This window comes from Paenibacillus sp. FSL R5-0486, assembly GCF_037975155.1.
GTDB classification, from domain to species: Bacteria; Bacillota; Bacilli; order Paenibacillales; family Paenibacillaceae; genus Paenibacillus; species Paenibacillus amylolyticus.
Genome location: NZ_CP150237.1, coordinates 6,832,063 through 6,851,762, shown reverse-complemented (window position 1 = coordinate 6,851,762; position 19,700 = coordinate 6,832,063). Strand labels below are relative to the sequence as shown.

The 19,700-nt window shown below is 46.8% G+C and carries 18 protein-coding genes and 1 pseudogene; 16 read left to right on the top strand and 3 right to left on the bottom strand.

The window, feature by feature from the left end; translation table 11 throughout:
* The 4 genes and pseudogenes from MKY01_RS30270 to MKY01_RS30255 all read left to right on the top strand — a co-directional run bounded on the left by MKY01_RS30270 (nucleotide 1) and on the right by MKY01_RS30255 (nucleotide 4,579).
* The gene (locus MKY01_RS30270) at nucleotides 1-882 is read left to right on the top strand and encodes a sugar ABC transporter permease (protein ID WP_036606643.1); all 882 of its coding nucleotides are present in this window, start codon (nucleotides 1-3) and stop codon (nucleotides 880-882) included.
* 54 nt (nucleotides 883-936) lie between these two features.
* Complete coding sequence (locus tag MKY01_RS30265) at nucleotides 937-1,800, top strand: carbohydrate ABC transporter permease (protein ID WP_282322258.1); 864 nt, start codon at nucleotides 937-939, stop codon at nucleotides 1,798-1,800.
* A 236-nt stretch (nucleotides 1,801-2,036) separates the two neighbouring features.
* The gene (locus MKY01_RS30260) at nucleotides 2,037-3,446 is read left to right on the top strand and encodes an MATE family efflux transporter (RefSeq protein ID WP_036606645.1); all 1,410 of its coding nucleotides are present in this window, start codon (nucleotides 2,037-2,039) and stop codon (nucleotides 3,444-3,446) included.
* A gap of 254 nt (nucleotides 3,447-3,700) precedes the next feature.
* Nucleotides 3,701-4,579: pseudogene (locus MKY01_RS30255) on the top strand (AraC family transcriptional regulator).
* 124 nt (nucleotides 4,580-4,703) lie between these two features.
* On the opposite strand, the gene MKY01_RS30250 reads toward MKY01_RS30255, so the two are convergent.
* A complete protein-coding gene (locus MKY01_RS30250) occupies nucleotides 4,704-5,843 on the bottom strand; it encodes a hypothetical protein (RefSeq protein ID WP_282319953.1) in 1,140 nt (379 codons plus the stop codon).
* Nucleotides 5,844-5,955: 112 nt separating this feature from the next.
* Here MKY01_RS30250 and MKY01_RS30245 point away from each other — a divergent pair, with 112 nt between their 5' ends.
* From MKY01_RS30245 to MKY01_RS30190, 12 genes are all read left to right on the top strand, one after another.
* On the top strand, nucleotides 5,956-6,132 hold the full coding sequence (locus MKY01_RS30245; RefSeq protein WP_282319954.1) for a hypothetical protein: 177 nt from the start codon (nucleotides 5,956-5,958) through the stop codon (nucleotides 6,130-6,132).
* Nucleotides 6,133-6,297: 165 nt separating this feature from the next.
* Nucleotides 6,298-6,426 (top strand): hypothetical protein, encoded by a 129-nt coding sequence (locus MKY01_RS30240; RefSeq protein WP_339284674.1) that lies wholly within the window; start codon nucleotides 6,298-6,300, stop codon nucleotides 6,424-6,426.
* A 262-nt stretch (nucleotides 6,427-6,688) separates the two neighbouring features.
* The gene (locus tag MKY01_RS30235; protein WP_036671592.1) at nucleotides 6,689-7,399 is read left to right on the top strand and encodes a response regulator transcription factor; all 711 of its coding nucleotides are present in this window, start codon (nucleotides 6,689-6,691) and stop codon (nucleotides 7,397-7,399) included.
* Complete coding sequence (locus tag MKY01_RS30230) at nucleotides 7,396-8,901, top strand: HAMP domain-containing sensor histidine kinase (protein WP_339284672.1); 1,506 nt, start codon at nucleotides 7,396-7,398, stop codon at nucleotides 8,899-8,901. Before MKY01_RS30235 ends, MKY01_RS30230 begins: the two co-directional genes overlap by 4 nt.
* 60 nt (nucleotides 8,902-8,961) lie before the next feature.
* A complete protein-coding gene (locus MKY01_RS30225) occupies nucleotides 8,962-10,068 on the top strand; it encodes a hypothetical protein (RefSeq protein ID WP_339284670.1) in 1,107 nt (368 codons plus the stop codon).
* A gap of 239 nt (nucleotides 10,069-10,307) precedes the next feature.
* Complete coding sequence (locus MKY01_RS30220; RefSeq protein WP_036606654.1) at nucleotides 10,308-11,195, top strand: rhodanese-related sulfurtransferase; 888 nt, start codon at nucleotides 10,308-10,310, stop codon at nucleotides 11,193-11,195.
* A 12-nt stretch (nucleotides 11,196-11,207) separates the two neighbouring features.
* Entirely contained in the window at nucleotides 11,208-11,855 is a 648-nt protein-coding gene (locus tag MKY01_RS30215) for a winged helix-turn-helix transcriptional regulator (RefSeq protein WP_081745846.1), read from the top strand.
* A gap of 733 nt (nucleotides 11,856-12,588) precedes the next feature.
* Nucleotides 12,589-13,638 (top strand): ABC transporter substrate-binding protein, encoded by a 1,050-nt coding sequence (locus tag MKY01_RS30210; RefSeq protein ID WP_282319958.1) that lies wholly within the window; start codon nucleotides 12,589-12,591, stop codon nucleotides 13,636-13,638.
* Nucleotides 13,639-13,771: 133 nt separating this feature from the next.
* Nucleotides 13,772-14,692 (top strand): ABC transporter permease, encoded by a 921-nt coding sequence (locus tag MKY01_RS30205; RefSeq protein ID WP_017691724.1) that lies wholly within the window; start codon nucleotides 13,772-13,774, stop codon nucleotides 14,690-14,692.
* Nucleotides 14,693-14,694: 2 nt separating this feature from the next.
* Nucleotides 14,695-15,489, top strand: coding sequence for an ATP-binding cassette domain-containing protein (locus tag MKY01_RS30200; protein ID WP_036606660.1), 795 nt, complete (start codon nucleotides 14,695-14,697; stop codon nucleotides 15,487-15,489).
* A 191-nt stretch (nucleotides 15,490-15,680) separates the two neighbouring features.
* The gene (locus tag MKY01_RS30195; protein ID WP_282319959.1) at nucleotides 15,681-16,859 is read left to right on the top strand and encodes a winged helix-turn-helix domain-containing protein; all 1,179 of its coding nucleotides are present in this window, start codon (nucleotides 15,681-15,683) and stop codon (nucleotides 16,857-16,859) included.
* Nucleotides 16,860-16,928: 69 nt separating this feature from the next.
* Nucleotides 16,929-18,266: an MFS transporter gene (locus MKY01_RS30190; protein WP_282319960.1), complete on the top strand. Its 1,338-nt coding sequence runs from the start codon at nucleotides 16,929-16,931 to the stop codon at nucleotides 18,264-18,266.
* A 122-nt stretch (nucleotides 18,267-18,388) separates the two neighbouring features.
* Here MKY01_RS30190 and MKY01_RS30185 read toward each other — a convergent pair whose 3' ends face one another.
* On the bottom strand, nucleotides 18,389-18,970 hold the full coding sequence (locus MKY01_RS30185; protein WP_076320338.1) for a hypothetical protein: 582 nt from the start codon (nucleotides 18,968-18,970) through the stop codon (nucleotides 18,389-18,391).
* Nucleotides 18,971-19,000: 30 nt separating this feature from the next.
* On the bottom strand, nucleotides 19,001-19,534 hold the full coding sequence (locus MKY01_RS30180; protein WP_282319961.1) for a hypothetical protein: 534 nt from the start codon (nucleotides 19,532-19,534) through the stop codon (nucleotides 19,001-19,003).
* Nucleotides 19,535-19,700 lie beyond the last annotated feature (166 nt).

Sequence of the window (19,700 nt, the reverse complement as noted above, 5' to 3'; positions counted from 1 at the left end):
ATGGACAAAGTCATGTCCAACCGTCTCGTTGCTGCGTTGTACGTGCTTCCTGCACTGCTTCTGCTGCTGGTCTTGGTTTACATCCCGATCGTGCTCACCGGGTATTATGGGTTGATGCAATGGGACGGGATCGGTGCAATGACCTTTATTGGATTGGATAATTACGCCAGACTTCTTCAAGACGGAACATTCTGGCAGAGTGCGAATCATACCTTTTTACTTGCTTTGTTCTCTGCGCTGAGTCTGATCGGTTATCTGATGATCGCTTTGGTGCTGTCAGGCAAGATCAAGGGGGCCAATCTGTTCCGTAAAATATATTTGATCCCGATGCTGCTGTCTTCGGTCGCGATCGCCCAGTTATGGCTGAAGATCTATCATCCCAGCAATGGTGTGCTAAACACCTTTCTGGAAGCGATCGGCTTCAGCAATCCGCCAGCCTGGCTGGCGGAGCCATCCCTGGTGTTGTATGCACTGTTCGTGCCGATTCTATGGCAGTATGCAGGCTTCTATATTTTGATCTATTATGCGGCCCTCAAAAATATTCCGGAATCTCTGGTGGAAGCAGCCCGGATTGATGGAGCAAGCCCTTGGCAGATCGCTTTTCGAATCAAGCTGCCCCTTATTACAGAAGTCATCAAGGTGACTGTGGTACTGGCTGTGGTAGGCTCACTCAAGTATTTTGATCTCATCTACGTGATGACCGATGGCGGACCAAATGGCTCCAGCGAAGTGATGGCCTCCTATATGTATCGTCAGGCGTTCCGTAGCTTCGACTTTGGTTACGGCAGTGCTGTAGGGTTCTTCCTGCTCTTGATCTGTCTGCTTGTTACCTGGCTGCTTCGAAAAGCGACAGCATCCAAAGATACGATCCAGTATTCCTGACGTAAGTGAAATGAAAGGAGGTCCATCCCGGTGAAGACGGATACGGCCGTTAGATTGCCAACTTACCCGGGGACAAGCCGAGGTTCGGCATGGTTAAGGAGATTTGGCTATATTCTGCTGTATTTCCTCTTGTCCCTGGTAGCTTTGTTGCAAATTTTACCTTTGGTATGGCTACTGTTGTTCTCGCTTAAAAATAATCAGGAAGTATTCGACATGGCGCCTTTTTCCCTTCCTGCGACTCCGCGTTGGGAAAACTATGTCAAGGTATGGACAGAGGGAAATATCAGCTTGTACTTCTTCAACAGTGTATGGATTACGGTGGTCTCGGTGGTGATCACCGTGCTGTTCGCCAGTCTGGTGACCTTTGCCATTACACGTATGCGCTGGAAGGGTCGTTCGCTGGTGCTGGGGTTGTTCATGGTGGGTCTGATGATCCCTGTACACTCCACGTTGATCCCGCTGTTCAGCTTGTTCCTGAAGCTTCATCTCACAGATCATCCTTTGTCAGTCATCCTGTCTTATATTGCCTTTAATATGCCAATTACCATTATGATTCTACTTGGATTCTACTACTCTCTCCCCCGGGAAGTGGAAGAAGCCGCAGTGATGGATGGTTGCTCCGTGCATCGGATTTTCTTTCGGATTGTGCTTCCGATGACGTCTTCGGTCATTTCCACAACGGCGATCATCAACATGATCTATAACTGGAATGAATTCATCTTTGTTAATACGTTCATCAGTACAGATTCGTACAAAACCCTGACTGTTGGTGTACAGAACTTTATCGGTCAATATACAACGGATTGGGGAGCCATTGGTGCAACGCTGATGATTAGCATTATGCCAATCCTGATTGCTTTTCTCATCTTGAGTAATCGAATTGTGGAGGGCATTGCTGCGGGTTCTGTTAAAGGTTAAAAGGTTGAGGGTCCAAGGTCCTTCCATTACTTGCTTAAAAGCGAGTTGGGAGGGGCCTTTTTTGTCTTCTGAAACCTCTGATAAGCTTACGGAAATGGGGCTTTATGAAAGCAGTGAAAATACCTATTTATGGAATTACAAAAAACTTTCAACTATTTTCGCAAAACTACTGCATTTTCAAACCACCTGTGCTAACATACCCTAAGAATTAAAGCCCACATGGGAAAGGTGAGAAAATGACAGCAATATCCTCAACCAAAGAGTCCCTTCGTTCTGATGCCAAGGATCTGAATCTGATTCGACTTACATGGCCTATTTTCTTGGAACTCTTCTTATTTATGTTGATGGGGAGCGTGGATACGCTCATGCTCAGCTCGGTATCCGATAATGCGGTCTCCGGCGTTGGAGCAGCCAATCAGATTATTTCTATCGCTATCCTTGTATTGGAAGTCATTGGACATGGTGCTGCGATTGTAGTCGCACAATATATCGGATCCAAAAAGTTAAGTGAAGCAGCACAAGTTACGGGTAATGCGATCACACTGAATCTTATCGTAGGTCTGGTCCTGAGCGGAATCTTCCTTCTGTTCGGAGGACATTTGTTATCACTCCTGAACATTCAAGGCGAAATTTATGATTTTGCCCGTTCGTATATAAATATAGTCGGTGGCGGTATCTTCCTTCAGGCGCTCATTAATGCGCTGGCTGCGACGATTCGTACACATGGTTACACCAAAGAAACGATGTATGTTGCTGTATTCATGAACGTGATTCACGTTGTTGGTAACTATGCATTGATCTTTGGCCACTTCGGCCTGCCAAAGCTTGGGGTGGAAGGGGCAGCGATCTCCACGGTGGGAAGCCGTTTTATCTGCCTTCTGATCTTCTTCTGGTTGTTGTATCGTGTGAGCGAGGTACGGGTGGATTTTGAATACTACATTAAGTTGTCCAAGAAATTCATTGGCAAAATTCTGCGGATTGGCATTCCGTCTGCGATGGAATCCATGGTATATCATTCCTGCCAGCTCGTGTTCACGCTGTATGTGACCTATCTGGGCGCAGAAGCTATGGCAACCAAGCAGTATGCGGGTAACATCTCCAGCTATATCTACTTGTTCAGCATGGCGATTGGTATGGGGACATCGATCATTGTAGGTCGGCTTGTGGGTGCGCGGCGCAAAGACGATGCGTACAAACGTGTTTTTGACAGTGTAAAATGGGCCCTTCTTGCCACGGTTATCATTGATGTAATCATCATTTTTTTCCGTGTGCCGCTGATGAGCATATTTACGGATAATCCGGAAATTATCAAGCTGGGGGCTCAAGTGATTCTACTCAGTCTTTTGCTCGAAACCGGGCGTACCTGCAATATTGTGATCATTGGTTCCCTGCGTGCGGCAGGGGATGCAAAATTCCCGGTATACATGGGGCTGATCTCCATGGTCTGCATGAGTCTGCCACTGGGGTACCTGCTCATATTCAAGCTTCATCTGGGGCTCGCGGGTGTGTGGCTTGCCATTGCGGCAGATGAGTGGACCCGCGCGGTCATTATGTTCTTCCGCTGGAAGAGCAGAGCTTGGGAGAAACATGAATTGGTGGAGCATGATGACGAAGAGGTTGGTGCACAGCCGGTACCGGCTGTCTGACGAAGAATGTTGTGCAAAGATATAAATGAACCTGCTGTAGATCAATGAAGTGGCTCTAGAGTAGCCACAGGACGGCGGTTTCCCAGAAGAGTCAATTACGGAAAGGATTCCATCCGTGATTGGCTCTTTTTTGCGTTATTGATAGAGGACAACAGAAATAAAGATAGCAAAAATGATCAAAACGGCGATGACATTCTTCACGTATAGTAAGGATATGGAAGGGGGCTTTACCTCAGTTGAGCCGTTACCGTGCAATGATTCAGCAAAGTTTGTTCTATATTGAGACTCATCTGCATGAGCAGATTGGACTGGAAGAAGTGGCATCCGAGGCGTTGTTGTCGCCATATCACTACCATCGAATTTTCCGTAATGAGGTGGGCATGACCATCGTGGATTATATCCGCAATCGCCGGATGAGTCTGGCGTCCACGACCCTCCGATCGACGGATGCGGGCATTTTGGACATCGCTCTGGCATGTGGTTTTGAGAGTCAGGAAGCCTTCACCCGCGCATTCCGAAAATTATATGGCATGCCACCATGACGTTTTCGCAAATTATTTGATCTGAAATTATTCGAAGGAAGAACCAGAGGAGGAGAATTACAGATGAATCAGACGTCAACAATTACAGGTTGGATGTTAACCGGAGGTCATCCGCAGAATTATGAGATGGGCATTGATCCGGCCGAAGTGCATCAGGGAAAAGCATCAGGATATTTGAAGGCCGTTACGCCGATGGAGCCTAACGAGTTCGCAACAATGATGCAACAGTTTAGAGCGGACAAGTATGTGGGTAAGCGGATGAAATTATCGGGATTCGTGAAGACCGAGCGTGTGGATGCGTTCTGCGGATTATGGATGCGTGTGGATAATAACGTTCATGATGTACTTCAATTTGATAACATGCATGATCGGCCAATTACGGGTACGCAGCCATGGAATCAGTATAGTATTGTGCTTGATGTACCGGAGGGTAGCGCGGTCATTTCATTCGGGGTTATTTTGAACGGTAAAGGAAAAGTGTGGGTCGACAGCTTCCACTTCGAGGAGGTTGATCCGAACACACCGCTGTCACATATGGAGACAGAGTACCAGATGTCGGACGAGCCGCTCAATCTGTCATTTGAGGAGTAAAGTTGTAAACCATTATTTCATAAGAAAGCGTTCAACATGCCCATGAATCGAGTGTGTCGAACGCTTTTTTTATGAAGAAAAACAAGTTGAAACGGAACTTCTAATTTCTTAGTAGATTATAATATTACAGGTCGTTGAAGCTCCGACTTACAAGACCCGAAACACCATTTCCTTGATAACTTAAATTTTTGTAATAATATCCGGAGTGGCTGTGTTGAAATTTAACCATGCCTGTTTCATTAGTTATTCTGATACCAGGTTCCATTAAGAAACTACCTTTGGCAACAGTTTTGCCGAGTGGGAAATCGAAAGTCCATTTCCCATAACCTGTAGAAAGAGAACCTGTGTCAGTTACATCAACAGAATCCCTAGAAAAATTCCAAGATATTGATGGAAAGCCGCCTGTGAGAGATACGCTAAAATTAGAGCCTGTTTTTGTTGTAGTTGGTCCGTATGAAAGCAATCTTTGGTCTGGTACATAAGGTTCTATAGTATGTCTTGATGCAATTTGACGCGTTTGATAGCTGTTCACTGGTCTTGTTTGGGTAGAAGCCTTCATATCCCAGACAGATACATTCTTTGAATTTATCGTAGCAGTACCTTGTTTGGTATAAGTAACCGTACTATCAATGAAGCCTGCTACTACAAAATTTCCATTTGTTAGCTTTTCTTGATCGCTATAAATAATCCAATGGAATGTATCAATGTAATTTGTTCCAGAGGGCACGGCTGCAACAATAGCATTGTTAGAATATGAATTTATGGACGTATAATCTTGTTTGAAATTTTCGTTAGCATTATAATTTTTCTGTGCTACTTCGGTGGCGTATTCTTTAATATCGCTAATAGGAGCATCTTTAATATTTGAGAAGTAGAAGTCCGTTTGGGTTTGGCCATTTGAATTGGAGGTGCCTATGGCTACTAAGTGAGACTTATGATTATTTTCATCTTCTAAGACTTCTATTTCTCCAGTTATAAATGGGAGTAACTCTTTTTCTGATAATTGATCACCTTCTTTATGAACGAAGTTATACTGTATAGAAGAGCCTTCATTATTTAGTGTATTATCTTTAAATGAACTGTTACTGTTGTTTAAATTGATTTCTTTAAACCAAGTTGGTGTTTGCGCAGAAGCATTAGGACTCCATGAAGGCGAAGAATGACTTTGTTCATCAATTACTGGATCTGCACTAGCTGTTGTAGTCGTTGCGCCATTAAAAACTAATGTGACCAACAGAGTAGGTATCAATAAGATTTTTTTCATGAAAACCCTCCCAATCTACTATTGTTAAATTACTTGATAATACTTACACTTGGTGGTAATAATTTGAAACAATCCTTTTTATTTTAAAAAAATGTGAGTGGAGATGAAATCTATGAAAACAAGATTGTTAGAGATATTACTTGCTGTTGTTTTGGGCTTTTTTACAGGTGTTTTATTAAGTGGAGGTGGAGTGGATATAAGTGAAAGTGGTATTCATATTTTACTTGGCTGTATTTTATGGGTTCTTATATTGAACTATCTACATTCTTCCAAAAATAAAAGTGAATGATTTAATCTTTTTTTTATTATCTAAGCAGAAGTCTATATTTTTTATCGCCCATCCAATAACAGTCGGCTTTTTATTCTCTTTTTAGTTGCATGGATATCAGATACGCTGGAATTTCTGAGTCAGAATGCGTCCACCAGAATGGCCTACGATGCCCGGATGAAAGCATTGAGTGACGAAAAATCAAGGATTGAAGGCGCACGAGCCGAAGGTGCAGCCAAGGGTAAGTTGGAAGGCAAGAGAGAAATGGCTCGTGAGTTACTCACACTTGGTGTAGATCTCTCTGCTATAGTTTAAAGCATCTGGACTCTCTGAAGATGAAATTAAGAAGTTATTGCCTAAAAAGTAACATGAAACGGGAATCTATAGATCAAGGGCTGATCCAATCACGGGTTGGCTCTTTTTGTTACCTTTAGGGTATAAAGAAAGTAGAGCCAAGTCCAAGCTGAGAGGATGCAAGCTTTTTTTAACCCTTAACTCATCCATAGCTAAATCGCACGGACCTTGCTAACATAGACCCATAAACTAACTCATGACATAGATAAAGAGGATGAACCCTATGAATAAAAAAGTGCTCGTGGTAGATGACGAATCAAGTATTGTCAGTGCCATTGCTTACGCGCTGCGGCGCGAAGGATATGAAGTAGATACTGCGAGTGACGGCGAAGAGGCCTTGGTTAAGGTCGCATCGTTTCACCCACAGGTCATGATTCTGGACGTGATGATGCCAAGGCTTGATGGATACGGCGTATGCCGCAGGCTGGAGGACCGCGAGGATATCGGCATTATTTTGCTGACCGTCAAAAATGATATCGTGGACAAAATCGTTGGCCTGGAAATGGGCGCCGATGATTACATGACCAAACCGTTCGAGATCCGTGAACTGCTTGCAAGGGTGAAAGCGCTCATGCGCCGTGTCGAGAAAAGCAGTCCACCACCTGACGATTCGAAGAATCAGGCCATCGTGAATGGCACACTGCGTATTCATGTTGCTCACCGCACGGTGACCGTGAATGAGGAGAAGCTGGATCTGACACCAAAAGAGTTCGACCTGCTGACCATTCTCATGTCCAATCCCGAGCGTGTGTACACACGAGACGATCTGCTGGACCGGGTCTGGGGCATGGAGTATGCGGGTGGTACACGAACCGTAGACATTCACATCCAGCGCTTGCGTAAAAAAATTGGAGATACGGATCAGCAAAAATTACAGACCGTATACGGGATTGGCTACAAAGCATCTGCACCTGAAACAGGCGGGGCCATATGAGAGTCAGCATCAAGCTGAAGTTCAGTGTTTTTCTGGCAGCATTGCTTATCCTAACGGTGGTTGTGCTTAGTTCACTGGTTCTGCGCGGTATTGAACGCAATCAGCAGTCACAGATTGAAGGTATTTTATCACAGCAGACACGGCTGGTGAATCTGAATGTGCGACAGTCCTACTACACGGAGTCCGTTCATCTGGAACAGGACGTTTTTTTACAACAAAACGGCCGCAGGCTTGCACAGGAACTGGCCAACTCTACCGGATTGCCAATTGCTCTCTATGATATGAAAGGCCAGCAAGTTGGCTCATCGATCAGCTCTGGGGAGAGTGCGATTGTTCAGGATACGCTCAACTATGCACTGCAAAATAAAATTGCCTATCATGAACAAGGGGATACCTTGCTCTACGCCGCACCACTGGACGGTCCGGATGGACAGATGGGTGCTGTATGGATGCAATATCCGGTCCAAAGCTATCATGAATTCTATACTCGCATCCTTCAATTGTTCATATGGGCAGGAATTACTGTTGTTGCGCTGAGCTTCATATTAGGTTATTTGTTCTACAATCGGTTTGCTGTTGCAATTACCCGGCTGAAAAAGTCCGCAGATTCCATTCGCGAAGGGCACTACATTACGGAGTCTCCTTTAAAGCGCAAGGATGAGTTGGGGGAGCTGGGGCAGGGCATTTATTATATGAGTACATCCATTCAGCAAAATATCACAGCCATGCATGCGGAGCAGCAGAAGCTGCAACTGGCGATTGAGAAACTTCAGGCGCTGGAACAGCAGCAGAAACAATACATCGGTAACATCAGCCATGAATTCAAGACACCGCTGACATCGATCAAAGCTTATGTGGAGCTGCTCGACATGTATAAGGATGATCCGCAACTGCTTGATGATGCCACCAGTAACATTGGTAAAGAAACGGAGCGGCTGTACGAGATGGTCGAGAAAGTCTTACATTTATCTGCCTTGGAGAAGTATGACTTTGAGAACCAGGCCGAAGATGTAGAGGTCAGCGCTCTGCTGAGGGATGCCTGTGGCCGGATGCGTGGGAAAGCGGAGAAGTTTGCGCTGAAAATGGAACTGGATCTTGAACCGGCGGTGATCCGCAGCGATCGGGAGAGTCTTATGCATATTTTCATCAACATGCTGGATAATGCCATTAAATATAACGTTCCGGATGGTGTGATCCGGGTGAAGAATGAACTGTGGAGGCAGGAGCGTCAAGCGGTCATTCGGATCTATAACTCGGGTATGCCGATTCCGGCAGAGGCGCAGGAGAAGATTTTCGAACCCTTTTACACCGTGAACAAAGACAGAGCCAGAAAAACCGGCGGAACCGGACTGGGGCTATCTCTCGTGAAGCAGTTTGTTGAAAAACAGGGCGGTACAATCACCCTGCTACCGGGCGATCCAGAAGATGGGGAAGGTGTGACGTTCCAGCTCATGTTCCCTTTGGCTGATTCAAGTTTACAAGTTCGAAACAAGTCTGAATAACTTTGGAAGTATACGATGTATATGCTTGGTCTATAGCAAGAGAAACCAGGGGGGACCATCATGAATTGGAAACAAGCAGCTATGGGCACGTTCGGAGCCATTGCCCTGTTAACGACAGCGGCATGCGGGGGAACAACGGAGCCGGGGGGCAACGCACAAGGCGGGAAAACGGGCACGGATATTACGGTAAAAGATAATACCAACACGTCCGTGTACCAGAGCTTCAAGCTGGAGAAAATTGATAAATTGCCGAATATGCGCGGGATCGCATGGCTAAGTGATGATTGGATTGTATCCGACAAAGAGAACAAGTCCTTGAAACCCGTCACGGTTGAAGGTCAGGAAAGATACCCGCATAACTTATATATGTATGATCTGACGAAAGGTACAGACACGCCGCTCAAAGAAAGTGAAGCCAGTCTGGGTGCACCGCTGGTATCACCGGATGGTCAGTACCTGTTCTACCGCGAGCCGGAGGAAAATACGGGTAAAGGCTACTTCTTGAACCTGCATAACGGGGAGACAACCCCTGCTGGCAAGGAGGATGGATTTATCCAAGAAGGCGCATGGCTGGATAATGAACATGTCGTTTTCCCCAATATGAAGGGTGATCTGATTTCGGCAAGTGTGGACGGTACAACAAAGATACTGGTGGAAACAGGTGATTTCAATGTACGGAGTATCAAGGTGTCAGGCGATATGCTCTATTATATTACGGGCGAGGACGGCCAGTTGAATGCATACGATGCGAAGACGGGTGACGTGAAACAGGTGCTGAAAAGTGTGGAGTGGGTCATCCCTTCTAATGATGGAACAAGGCTTGCGATTGTGAAAAGAACAGCGGATACCAAACGGGCGCTGGTGCTCACCGATCTGGAAGGCAATGAGAAGGCCACGCTTGCCAGAGGCACACAGATTTTCGGCACAAGCTGGTCGGGTGATGATTCCAAGATTGCATATACCATCAATTCTGAGAATGATAATGAGAAAGGGCTATTTGTCTCCAACACGGAGTCGGCAGAACAGTTCCAGATCTCGGCCGATATGGACAACGCCTCTGACCCACTCGCCTGGAGCCCGAAAGGAAATAAAATCCTGTTATCGCAGGCGGTATTGGAGAATGAATCGTATCACTTTGTAACCTCGGTCATTACGATCTCGGAATAGGGTGAATGGTGCAGAAAGATATGTTCCATATCTTTCATGCCTTTCTATACATTTATATTGACTAAGCTGTTCCGCTTCCGATAAACTAGAATGCAGGAATAAAAGTCGAATGTCAGGCAGCAGTTCGAGACGATGTTTCGGGCGGCTGTTTATTTTCTTTTTAACAGTAAGGGTGCAACGTAGTCGTCTTGCCGGATGATCCGGCTAATAACAACATGGAATAGGAACAGGTGATATACATGTGTAACAGCGCGTACCGCGTGCTTTTATATTATAAGTTCGTGAAGATTGAAGACCCCGAGACGTTTACACAAGAGCATCTGCAATACTGTAAGGACCTGGGTGTGAAAGGCCGTATTCTGATCGCATCCGAAGGCATCAACGGTACCGTATCCGGTACGCCCGAACAGACGGAACAGTACATGAAAGATATGCTGGCTAATCCGCTGTTCAGCGACATGGTGTTCAAGATTGATGATGTCGAGGAGCATGCGTTCAAAAAGATCTTTGTTCGTCACAAAGCAGAGCTGGTAACCTTCCGTGTGGAAGATGAACTTGACCCAAATGTGACTAGCGGCAAACGCCTTTCGCCGAAAGAGTTCCATGAACATCTACAACGTGATGACGTTATCGTTATCGATGGTCGCAATGATTATGAATACGAAATTGGTCATTTCCGCGGGGCCATCCGTCCAGATGTGGAGTCGTTCCGTGAGTTTCCGGAGTGGATCCGCGAGAACCTGGGTGACATGAAGGACAAAACGATTATTACCTACTGCACTGGCGGCATTCGCTGCGAGAAGCTGACCGGGTTCATGATCAATGAAGGATTCCAGGATGTGGCTCAATTGGACGGCGGTATTGTCACGTACGGTAAAGATCCGGAAGTACAAGGCCATCTGTTCGATGGCAAGTGTTACGTGTTTGACGAGCGCATCTCTGTACCGATTAACCGGACAGAAGAGGATATTGTCATTGCCAGCTGTTATCACTGTGGAACGACACATGACCGATATATTAATTGTCCAACCTGCAACCTACAGCATGTAAGCTGTGAGGATTGCGAAGAGACGCATAACCGCTTTTGCTCGGATGCCTGCCGGGAGGCAGCACCGGTACACGCATAAGCAGGAGAGCAGGTGCTGATCGTGAAGCGCGAAGAGGAACGAACGACGCGTGAACGGATTTTGTTCATGCTGAAGCAGCAAGGTACATTGACCGCGAGGGAAATGACAGCTGATCTGGGTCTGACCGGCATGGCCATTCGCCGTCATCTGACGGCACTGGAGCAGGACGGCTGGATTGAGGTTCGGGAGGCCCGGGCTACGGCCGGACGTCCGTCCTCGGTGTACCAATTGACGGTACGTGGGGACAGCTTTTTTCCAAAATCATATTCGTCCCTTACGCTGGAACTTCTTGAAGAATTGTCTGACTCAGCCGGTAGCGGTGTGGTAGATGCATTGTTCGAGAGTCGCCGGGACAAGTTGCTTCGTAGCGGATTGCCACAGATGGAGGGCCAGGATCTGGCTGGACGGGTGGAGGAACTCGCGCGAATCCAGAATGCCAACGGATATATGGCGGATGCGTCCAGAGAAGACGATGGAACCTACGTCATTACGGAAATGAACTGCCCGATTGTGCAAGTCGCAAGTGTCTACAAGCAGGCTTGCCGCTGTGAACTGGAACTGTTTCGCTCGCTACTTCAAGCTGAGGTGGAGCGTACTGAATGTTACGCCGATGGCGGCAAAAGGTGCAAGTATGAGATTCGCGAAGCGTCGGGGAATTAACTGGGTGAGAGTTTGAAAAAAAAGATAATAAAAGATATTCAAAGTGTAAAGAAGAAGAGATGGTATCGAGTTTCGTCGAGGCCATCTCTTTTTTTATATCCTGCGTTACGTGAAACTGTATGAAAGAAATTTCTCTAACGAACCCTGTAGACGCTATTTTCCTCTCCAAAGATCTTTTCAAAATTTAACGAATCGTAAAGGCGCTATTTTGCTTAATTTGGCCGATTCTCGGTATCGAATTCTAATATTAGAATGAATAACAAGTGTGAGGTTCGTTAGGATTTGCATATCGTGATTATTCCCCCAATAAGATGTCTCGGGTTCGTTAGCATTGGAGAAAGGGCAATTTTATTGTTTGGCGCTAACACGTTGGCTTGGTACAGCTGGTCAACGTGAAGCGCTAAGCACATTACAGCTTCTTGACGAGCCATTCGCATAACTTGCGGGTTGCTTTTTTTCTTTATGTAATGTTTTCTATCACAACCATACGATGAAACTAAATTGGAAGCGGTTCAACCATTGACGGATATCGGGACGCCCCTTAATATTAGGGGAACAATAAAACACCAACACGGGTCATGGACTTCAGTCGCATGAGAAAAGTCTATATTTGTCTGCTTTTGTCGATCAAAGCAACAATGCGTTGAAGCGTTTGTTTTGTCCCGCCCTATCGTGTCAATGGAATCTCGATAAGGGTAACCACATTTTATAAGATGGAGAGGGGTTCTCACACATGAAAAAGAAATTTTGGATGTCACTGATGATGGTTGCTTCAATGATCGTTGCAGCAGGTTGCGGAAATAACAGCGGTACAGGCTCGGAATCCGAAGGATCAGGGACTACAACAGGTGGAGGCAGCGAGGAAAAATCATATCAGATTGCCATCTCGCAGATTGTTGAACATCCATCTCTGGATGCTACACGTGAAGGATTCATCGCAGCCCTGAAGGAAGCGGGCATTGAAGAGAACAAGAACCTCAAAATTGATTACAATAACGCGCAAGGTGATTCGACGAACAACCTGTCCATTGCACAGAAAATCTCGGGTGATTCCAAAAATGACCTCGTACTCGGCATCGCAACACCATCTGCGCTGGCGCTGGCTCAACAAGTGAAGGACAAGCCATTGTTGTTTGCAGCAGTGACAGACCCACTGGGTGCCAAACTGGTGACCGATATGGATAAGCCGGGCGGCAATGTTACAGGTGCATCCGACACGAATCCGGAGGCTATCGTACAATTGGCTGACTTTATCGCCAAAAATCTGCCGGATGTGAAAACGGTGGGCTTGGTCATTAACGAAGGTGAACCAAATGCGGTGGTTATGGCAGATAACGCTGAAAAAGCGCTCGCAACACATAATATCAAGCTGGTGAAAGCACCAGTTACGAATACATCAGAAGTAAAACAGGCTACGGATTCTCTGGTTGGCAAAGTAGACGCTTTCTACATCACGCTTGATAACTCTGTCGTGAGTGCGGTTGATACGATCATCCAAACGGCAAACAGAAATAAAATTCCGTTCTTCTCCAGTGATCGGGATACTGTTGAAAAAGGAGCTTTTGCAACCGTTGGCTTCAAATATTATGACCATGGATATCAGGTGGGTGAGATGGCTGCGGACATTCTGAAAAATGGTACAAAACCTGGTGATATGAAAGTCACCGTTCCGGACAAACTGGATCTGATCCTGAACCTGAAAGCGGCTGAAGCCCAAGGTATCACGGTTACGGATGAGATGAAAGCGGAAGTAAAAGACCAGGAAAACAACATTATTCAATAGAATCAATTCATAAATTTAATGAGTTATGAGATTGATTCAATAATCTGACCGGAGTGTAATCCGGCAGTATGGATGCGAGGCGAACATGCAACGGGTTCGCCTCATTCTTTTCGATAGACAGGGAGGAAGTAGTGTGAGTATAAGCTGGAATTCAATTGAAGGGGCGATCGAGCTGGGGCTTTTATATGCACTGATGGCACTTGGTGTATATATTACGTTCCGCATACTCGATTTTCCTGACCTTACCGTAGACGGAAGTTTTACAACAGGAGGCGCAATCGCGGCGGTTATGATCTCCAATGACTTCTCTCCTTGGCTAGCCTGTTTGGCGGCAATGGCTGGCGGCATGGTGGCTGGGGCTTGTACAGGTCTGCTTCATACCAAAGGCAAAATCAACGGATTATTATCCGGGATTTTGATGATGATCGCGCTCTACTCCATTAATATGCGTATTCTTGGCGCACCGAATAAATCCATTATGGGTATGGATAATCCATTCTCAGGTGAGCATGTCATGGTGTTAATTATCATCGTCGTGCTGGTGTTTAAAATTATGCTCGATCTGTTCATGAAAACAGATGTTGGACTGGCACTCCGCGCGACAGGTGATAACAAACGTATGATTCGCAGCTTTGGTGCAAATACGGATGTGACTACCATTGTAGGGGTCAGCTTATCCAATGGATTGGTTGCCCTGTCCGGTGCATTCATTGCACAGCAATCAGGTTTTGCAGACATCACGATGGGCATCGGTATGATCGTTATAGGACTGGCTTCCGTCATTATCGGTGAGGCCATTCTTGGAGCAAGAACGGTATTCTGGGCTACACTTGCAGCGATCGTTGGTTCAATTATATACCGGATTGTGGTTGCACTTGCCCTACAGGTTGAATGGTTTGATACATCTGATCTGAAGTTGATCACCGCGGTGATCGTTATTATTGCTCTTGTATTCCCAACGATGCAACGCTCCATGAAGCAGCGTAGTCTGGCTCGCAAACGAACGGAAGAGTTGATGCGATCCGGGGGTCATCAGGCGAAGGGAGGTATGTGATCATGCTGGAGATTACGCAAGTAACCAAGCTGTTCAACCCAGGCACAACGGATGAGAAGACCGCGCTGGTCGGTGTGAATCTGACAATGAATCCGGGAGACTTTGTGACGGTGATTGGCAGTAACGGAGCGGGTAAATCCACGCTGATGAACATCATTTCGGGTGTGATGAAGCCGGACATGGGTGATGTGCTGATCAATGACCGCTCCATTAAAAACCTGCCGGAGCATAAACGTAGCAGCTGGATTGGCCGGGTATTTCAGGACCCGATGGCAGGAACAGCACCACATATGTCCATTGAAGAAAACATGGCGATGGCATACAAACGTGGCAAAGGACGCGGACTGGGCTTCGGAGTTACCCGTGCCAGACGGGAGATTTTTAACACGCAACTGGAGAAGTTGGGAATTGGACTGGAGAAGCGTCCGAATGCAAAAGTGGGTCTCTTGTCTGGTGGGGAGCGGCAGGCACTTAGCCTGTTGATGGCTACGTTTACCCAGCCGCAAATTTTGCTATTGGATGAGCATACGGCAGCCCTTGACCCATCACGTGCCGAACTGATCACGGAACTGACGGAGACACTTGTGCGAGAGATGAGACTGACTACATTGATGGTGACGCACAATATGGAGCAGGCCATTCGTCTGGGTAACCGTCTGATCATGATGGACAAAGGCCGAATTATTCTGGATGTCAGCGAAGAGCGCAAGCGTACGTTGACTGTCCCTGAGTTGCTTGGTGAATTCGAACGGATTAGCGGCAAAAAAATGGCAGATGATCGTGTCGTGCTGGGTTAAGACAAGGGAACACTTGTTGGAAGAACAGATATACGTAGCGTGATCTACAATCTAAGCCATCTATAAGATAGACGATAAAAACCTTTTGCGTTCTCGCAAAGGGTTTTTATGTTATGTTGAACACGTGAAAAAATGGAATGAATCTATACGATTTCGGATTAGCGAATTATACATAGTAGGAGGAACCAGGCATGTCTTTGCAATTGGATGAAGGGACATATACGGTAACACGGCGAACAGAATCCATTCGTCTACTCGCCAAGGAATTTGCACTGCTGCATTTCCTGTATGAAAACAAGGAAAAAGCCTTCACCCGCAGTCAATTGCTGGATCGGGTATGGCCTATGGAATATCCGGTTGAACGCACCGTGGACGATCATATCTATCGCCTGCGCAAGAAATTGAAACGCTGGGATGAGATCCGTCTGGATACAGTAAGGGGCTACGGATATCGGCTTGCTGTACATGAGAACAAGTCCGCTCTACCCGCTAGCCCCTCTGCTCAGGACCCAGAAATGCAGGATGCCATTCACGGATTACTTCGTAAATATCATGTGTTTGGGCAGGGAAACGCCATACAGACCCTGGTTCAACAACAGGAGGCACTTGGCATTCAGATTGCCCCTTATTATCAGTTGTATATCCGTTTTATACAGGGAGATCTGGAATGGCTGATTACAACGAAAGAAATTCCCTTTGAGGAGCGACTATATTGGCTACTGATTTTCGTGCACCCCCTGATCGAGCCAGTGGATAGTATTCAGTTGTATGAACAGGCGCTGAATTCAGCTGCATTGTCTGCCGATCAGCTTCGCGAACTCCGCATTCTCAACATCGTTGAAGTCTATGTAGAGGTGGGCCAATATCAACGTGCCAAAGAGCAGCTGGAAGAAACATATCGTGTAATAGAGACTGACGAGCTCAAGAATTTCAGACTGCCTGTAGCACTTGCAGCGTTGTATGTGGAACTGTGGGGTGGCAGCGGTGAAGCTGTTGAGGCTCAGATGGCAGTCCTGCAATCAGGATTGAAGGATGCCCCGTATCTGCGAGAGATTGGGCGTTTTCAGATGATGGAAGGATTATGGTTACTTCGGCAGGGACGGATTCGTGAGGCAGAGTTAAGAATGGATGACGGTCTGGATGTATTGAAAATGTCGCTGAACGCACCGCTATATCTGAATGCTGCATATCAGATTCTCCTATTCCTGGGTCATCATCGAATTGAAGGTAGAATTCGCAGTAAGTATCGTCAAGTGTATACAGAGATCGGCAAAAGTTACGGTGTACCCGCATATGGACAACAAATTGTAGATGAAATACGTAACTTTTTATCTCCTACCTCCCCATCCTCTGATCTTCCTCTGATATAACTCCTTTATGATTACAGCCAAGGAACATACAGGCCACAAGCGGCTGTAATCAAGGGAGGAAGTATATGTATGACCGTCATTTCAAATGAACCCACATCCACCGAATCACCCGCCTCATCTGCGGAATCTTCCAAAAGCTTATGGACTAACCTCCAGTTTGTCCGCATGTTTATCGCATACTCACTGGCTACGTTTGGAGATTGGTTCGATGCACTTGCGATCCAGGTGATGGTGGCTTACCGCTGGGGTGCTGACCCACTGATCATTGCACTTATTCCTGTATGTATGGCTGTCCCAGGCATACTGCTTGGCTCCTTTGCAGGTGCTCTGGCTGATCGACTGCACAAAGTGAAAATCATGATTTTGTGTGACGTGATCACCGTGGGATTAACCATTGCTATTTTATTCGCGCCAAGCCCGGCATGGTTGCTTCCACTTCTTGCCCTGCGGGCCACGATGGGAGTTTTTCACGTTCCAGCTCAGCAGGCGTTAACCCGCCAGGTGGTGGCAGAGGAGCATCTGTTTCAGGCATCATCCCTAAACGGTTTTGTGAGCCAGTGTTCGAAAGTGGCGGGACCACTTCTGGGTGCAGTCATTTTGGCCTTCTTTTCACCACAAATCTGTATTGTCATTAATGCCTGTACCCGCCTGTTGTCGGGTGCGGTATTATGGCCCTTGCGGCGTTTGGTGGAGAAGTCGGAGTTCGTTGAATCAGACGGAAGTGCTGCAAGTGAAAAGGATGGATCGGAATCTTTGTTCTCCCAGTGGAAGCAAGGCTGGCGTTTTATACAGAGCAGTCGCACCGTGATGAGTACGATTTTGTTCGGCTGTTTTGGACTCATGGCCATTCTGATGATTGATTATCAGTTTACGACCCTGTTTCGGGAGATCAAGCCAGGTAATGAATCACTGCTCGGATGGTTGGGGTCTTCGGCAGGAGCCGGGGCAGTCGTCACCATTTTGTTGTTAAATCGCTTGCCGAGAATTGGGTATGGGTGGGGACTGGGTGGAGGATATCTGTTCGTGGGTGCCGGAATCGCTGCGCTGGGGTGGATCGGCCCACAAACACCTGAAATTTGGGTCATTATCTGGGGCCTCTGTATTGGGCTGGGTAATGGGCTATTTATGGTAACTCTGAATTATTTGTTGCAAAAAGAGACCCCTCCTGCCTATGTAGGGCGCGTCTTTGGCATTCAAAATTCACTATCTAGTGTTGTACTGGTTGTAGCGCCACTTGCAGGTGGAGCGCTCATTCGAGTTGCAGGGCCGAGCCCCACCTTTCAATATATCGGTCTCGCTACGCTGGTAATTGGTCTTGCCGGCATACTGCTACAACGTATCTTATGGGAGAGGAAACAGCCTCTCATAACGGAAGCCAAAGAGAACATTCCGCAGGAATCGGCCTGACAGCCTCGTCTGGACAACATTTTTTATCATCATTACATCTACAATATAAAGAACAGCCGCTTTCGGTACTCATCCGAAGGCGGCTGTTTGCACGTTGCCTTTGTTATACATCGTTGAACGAATCACACTTCCCACCAAGCAAAATAAGCAGTGGAGGCCATCAGTCCACCAACCGAGAGTGATCCGCTGACAGAGAGGTTAATGGCTTGACCCGGAGGAACCACGTAACGGCCAAATTCATTGGACAGAAACGGCCCTGCTTGAAGGGGCATAGCCATCAATGGGGTCGCTCCTGAAGGTGTAGCAGCAGAGAACCGTACCGTGGCTACGCTGGTATTGCTGCTGGAAAGATTGCTGTTTACCGATGTGAGTGCGGTGGGCGATGTCAGTGTTCCATTAGCGCTCAGACTCATGGAACCGCTGAAGGAAGATAACAGATTGAGTGAGACCGTAATTCCACCAGAGAGCCGTGATACGTATAGGGTTTTCCCGCTCCCTGCGGGATTGGCCAATTGTACGGTGGCGATAACCGTTCCTCCCAGCAACCCCAGTGTTGTGGAGTTGGTTGAACCTGCATTGTACAGATTGCCTGTACTGCCAGCATTATTCTCCGGAGGTGCAACAATGCCGGGAGAAATATACGTGTTGGTGTTGGACGTATAGACGGGCTGGCTTAACGGATTAAATACATTATTATTCGGCATAGTGTGCACCTCCTTTTATCAGGGTCAAACTCAGAACTCCCACCAGAACAGATTAATGGCTGCCGTCTGACTCCCAATTCCTAAACTAATGGATAATGTTTGTCCCGGTGGAACAATAATGGAGCCATTCAGATCCAGTGAATACATTCCTGCGGTGAGCGGAATACTTGCGATGCTCGTGAAGGTTCCCCCCAGAGTACCTGTATTTTGTCTTGTGGTAACTACACTGGCGTTGGTATTTCCAAGTAACGTATTGACGGGCACTGGTGTGCTACCAACAGTCACGGTTCCTCCTGAATAGATAACAAGAGTAGCTGCCGCTGTTGTGCCTCCTGTGAGGCTGGATATACGTATTGTTCGGCCGCTGCCAGCCGCATTCAAGATCTGTAGAAGAAGATTCTGGTTGGAAGGAATTAAGGTATTGTTGGTCGTTAGGGCAAAAAAACTGCCTGCAGCAGCTGCACCGCTGTCTGGTGACGCTTCAATGCCCGGGGCTGAGAAGGTATTGGTCAGTTGAGTAAACAGGGGACGATTAGATTGGTTGAATACATTATAGTTGGTCATCTCATCCACCTCCCATAGACCAGTTCATTTGAGCAACATTCCGATTGATTCGTATTTCATTGTACTGGCAGTGTATGTGAAAAGAAGCAAAATGGATTGGGGACTGAGCCGTATATCTGGAAATAACGGCGGTTGCCGTGCCCGTATATCCAATCCGGGCATACGA

Bases quoted from the DNA above. Each gene is read 5' to 3' on its own strand.
- MKY01_RS30195 (WP_282319959.1), top strand. From the start codon at position 15,681: ATGTCTTTGCAATTGGATGAAGGGACATATACGGTAACACGGCGAACA.
- MKY01_RS30190 (WP_282319960.1), top strand. From the start codon at position 16,929: ATGACCGTCATTTCAAATGAACCCACATCCACCGAATCACCCGCCTCA.
- MKY01_RS30230 (WP_339284672.1), top strand. From the start codon at position 7,396: ATGAGAGTCAGCATCAAGCTGAAGTTCAGTGTTTTTCTGGCAGCATTG.
- MKY01_RS30220 (WP_036606654.1), top strand. From the start codon at position 10,308: ATGTGTAACAGCGCGTACCGCGTGCTTTTATATTATAAGTTCGTGAAG.
- MKY01_RS30225 (WP_339284670.1), top strand. From the start codon at position 8,962: ATGAATTGGAAACAAGCAGCTATGGGCACGTTCGGAGCCATTGCCCTG.
- MKY01_RS30185 (WP_076320338.1), bottom strand. From the start codon at position 18,970: ATGCCGAATAATAATGTATTTAATCCGTTAAGCCAGCCCGTCTATACG.
- MKY01_RS30245 (WP_282319954.1), top strand. From the start codon at position 5,956: ATGAAAACAAGATTGTTAGAGATATTACTTGCTGTTGTTTTGGGCTTT.
- MKY01_RS30210 (WP_282319958.1), top strand. From the start codon at position 12,589: ATGAAAAAGAAATTTTGGATGTCACTGATGATGGTTGCTTCAATGATC.
- MKY01_RS30235 (WP_036671592.1), top strand. From the start codon at position 6,689: ATGAATAAAAAAGTGCTCGTGGTAGATGACGAATCAAGTATTGTCAGT.
- MKY01_RS30200 (WP_036606660.1), top strand. From the start codon at position 14,695: ATGCTGGAGATTACGCAAGTAACCAAGCTGTTCAACCCAGGCACAACG.
- MKY01_RS30270 (WP_036606643.1), top strand. From the start codon at position 1: ATGGACAAAGTCATGTCCAACCGTCTCGTTGCTGCGTTGTACGTGCTT.
- MKY01_RS30180 (WP_282319961.1), bottom strand. From the start codon at position 19,534: ATGACCAACTATAATGTATTCAACCAATCTAATCGTCCCCTGTTTACT.
- MKY01_RS30260 (WP_036606645.1), top strand. From the start codon at position 2,037: ATGACAGCAATATCCTCAACCAAAGAGTCCCTTCGTTCTGATGCCAAG.
- MKY01_RS30250 (WP_282319953.1), bottom strand. From the start codon at position 5,843: ATGAAAAAAATCTTATTGATACCTACTCTGTTGGTCACATTAGTTTTT.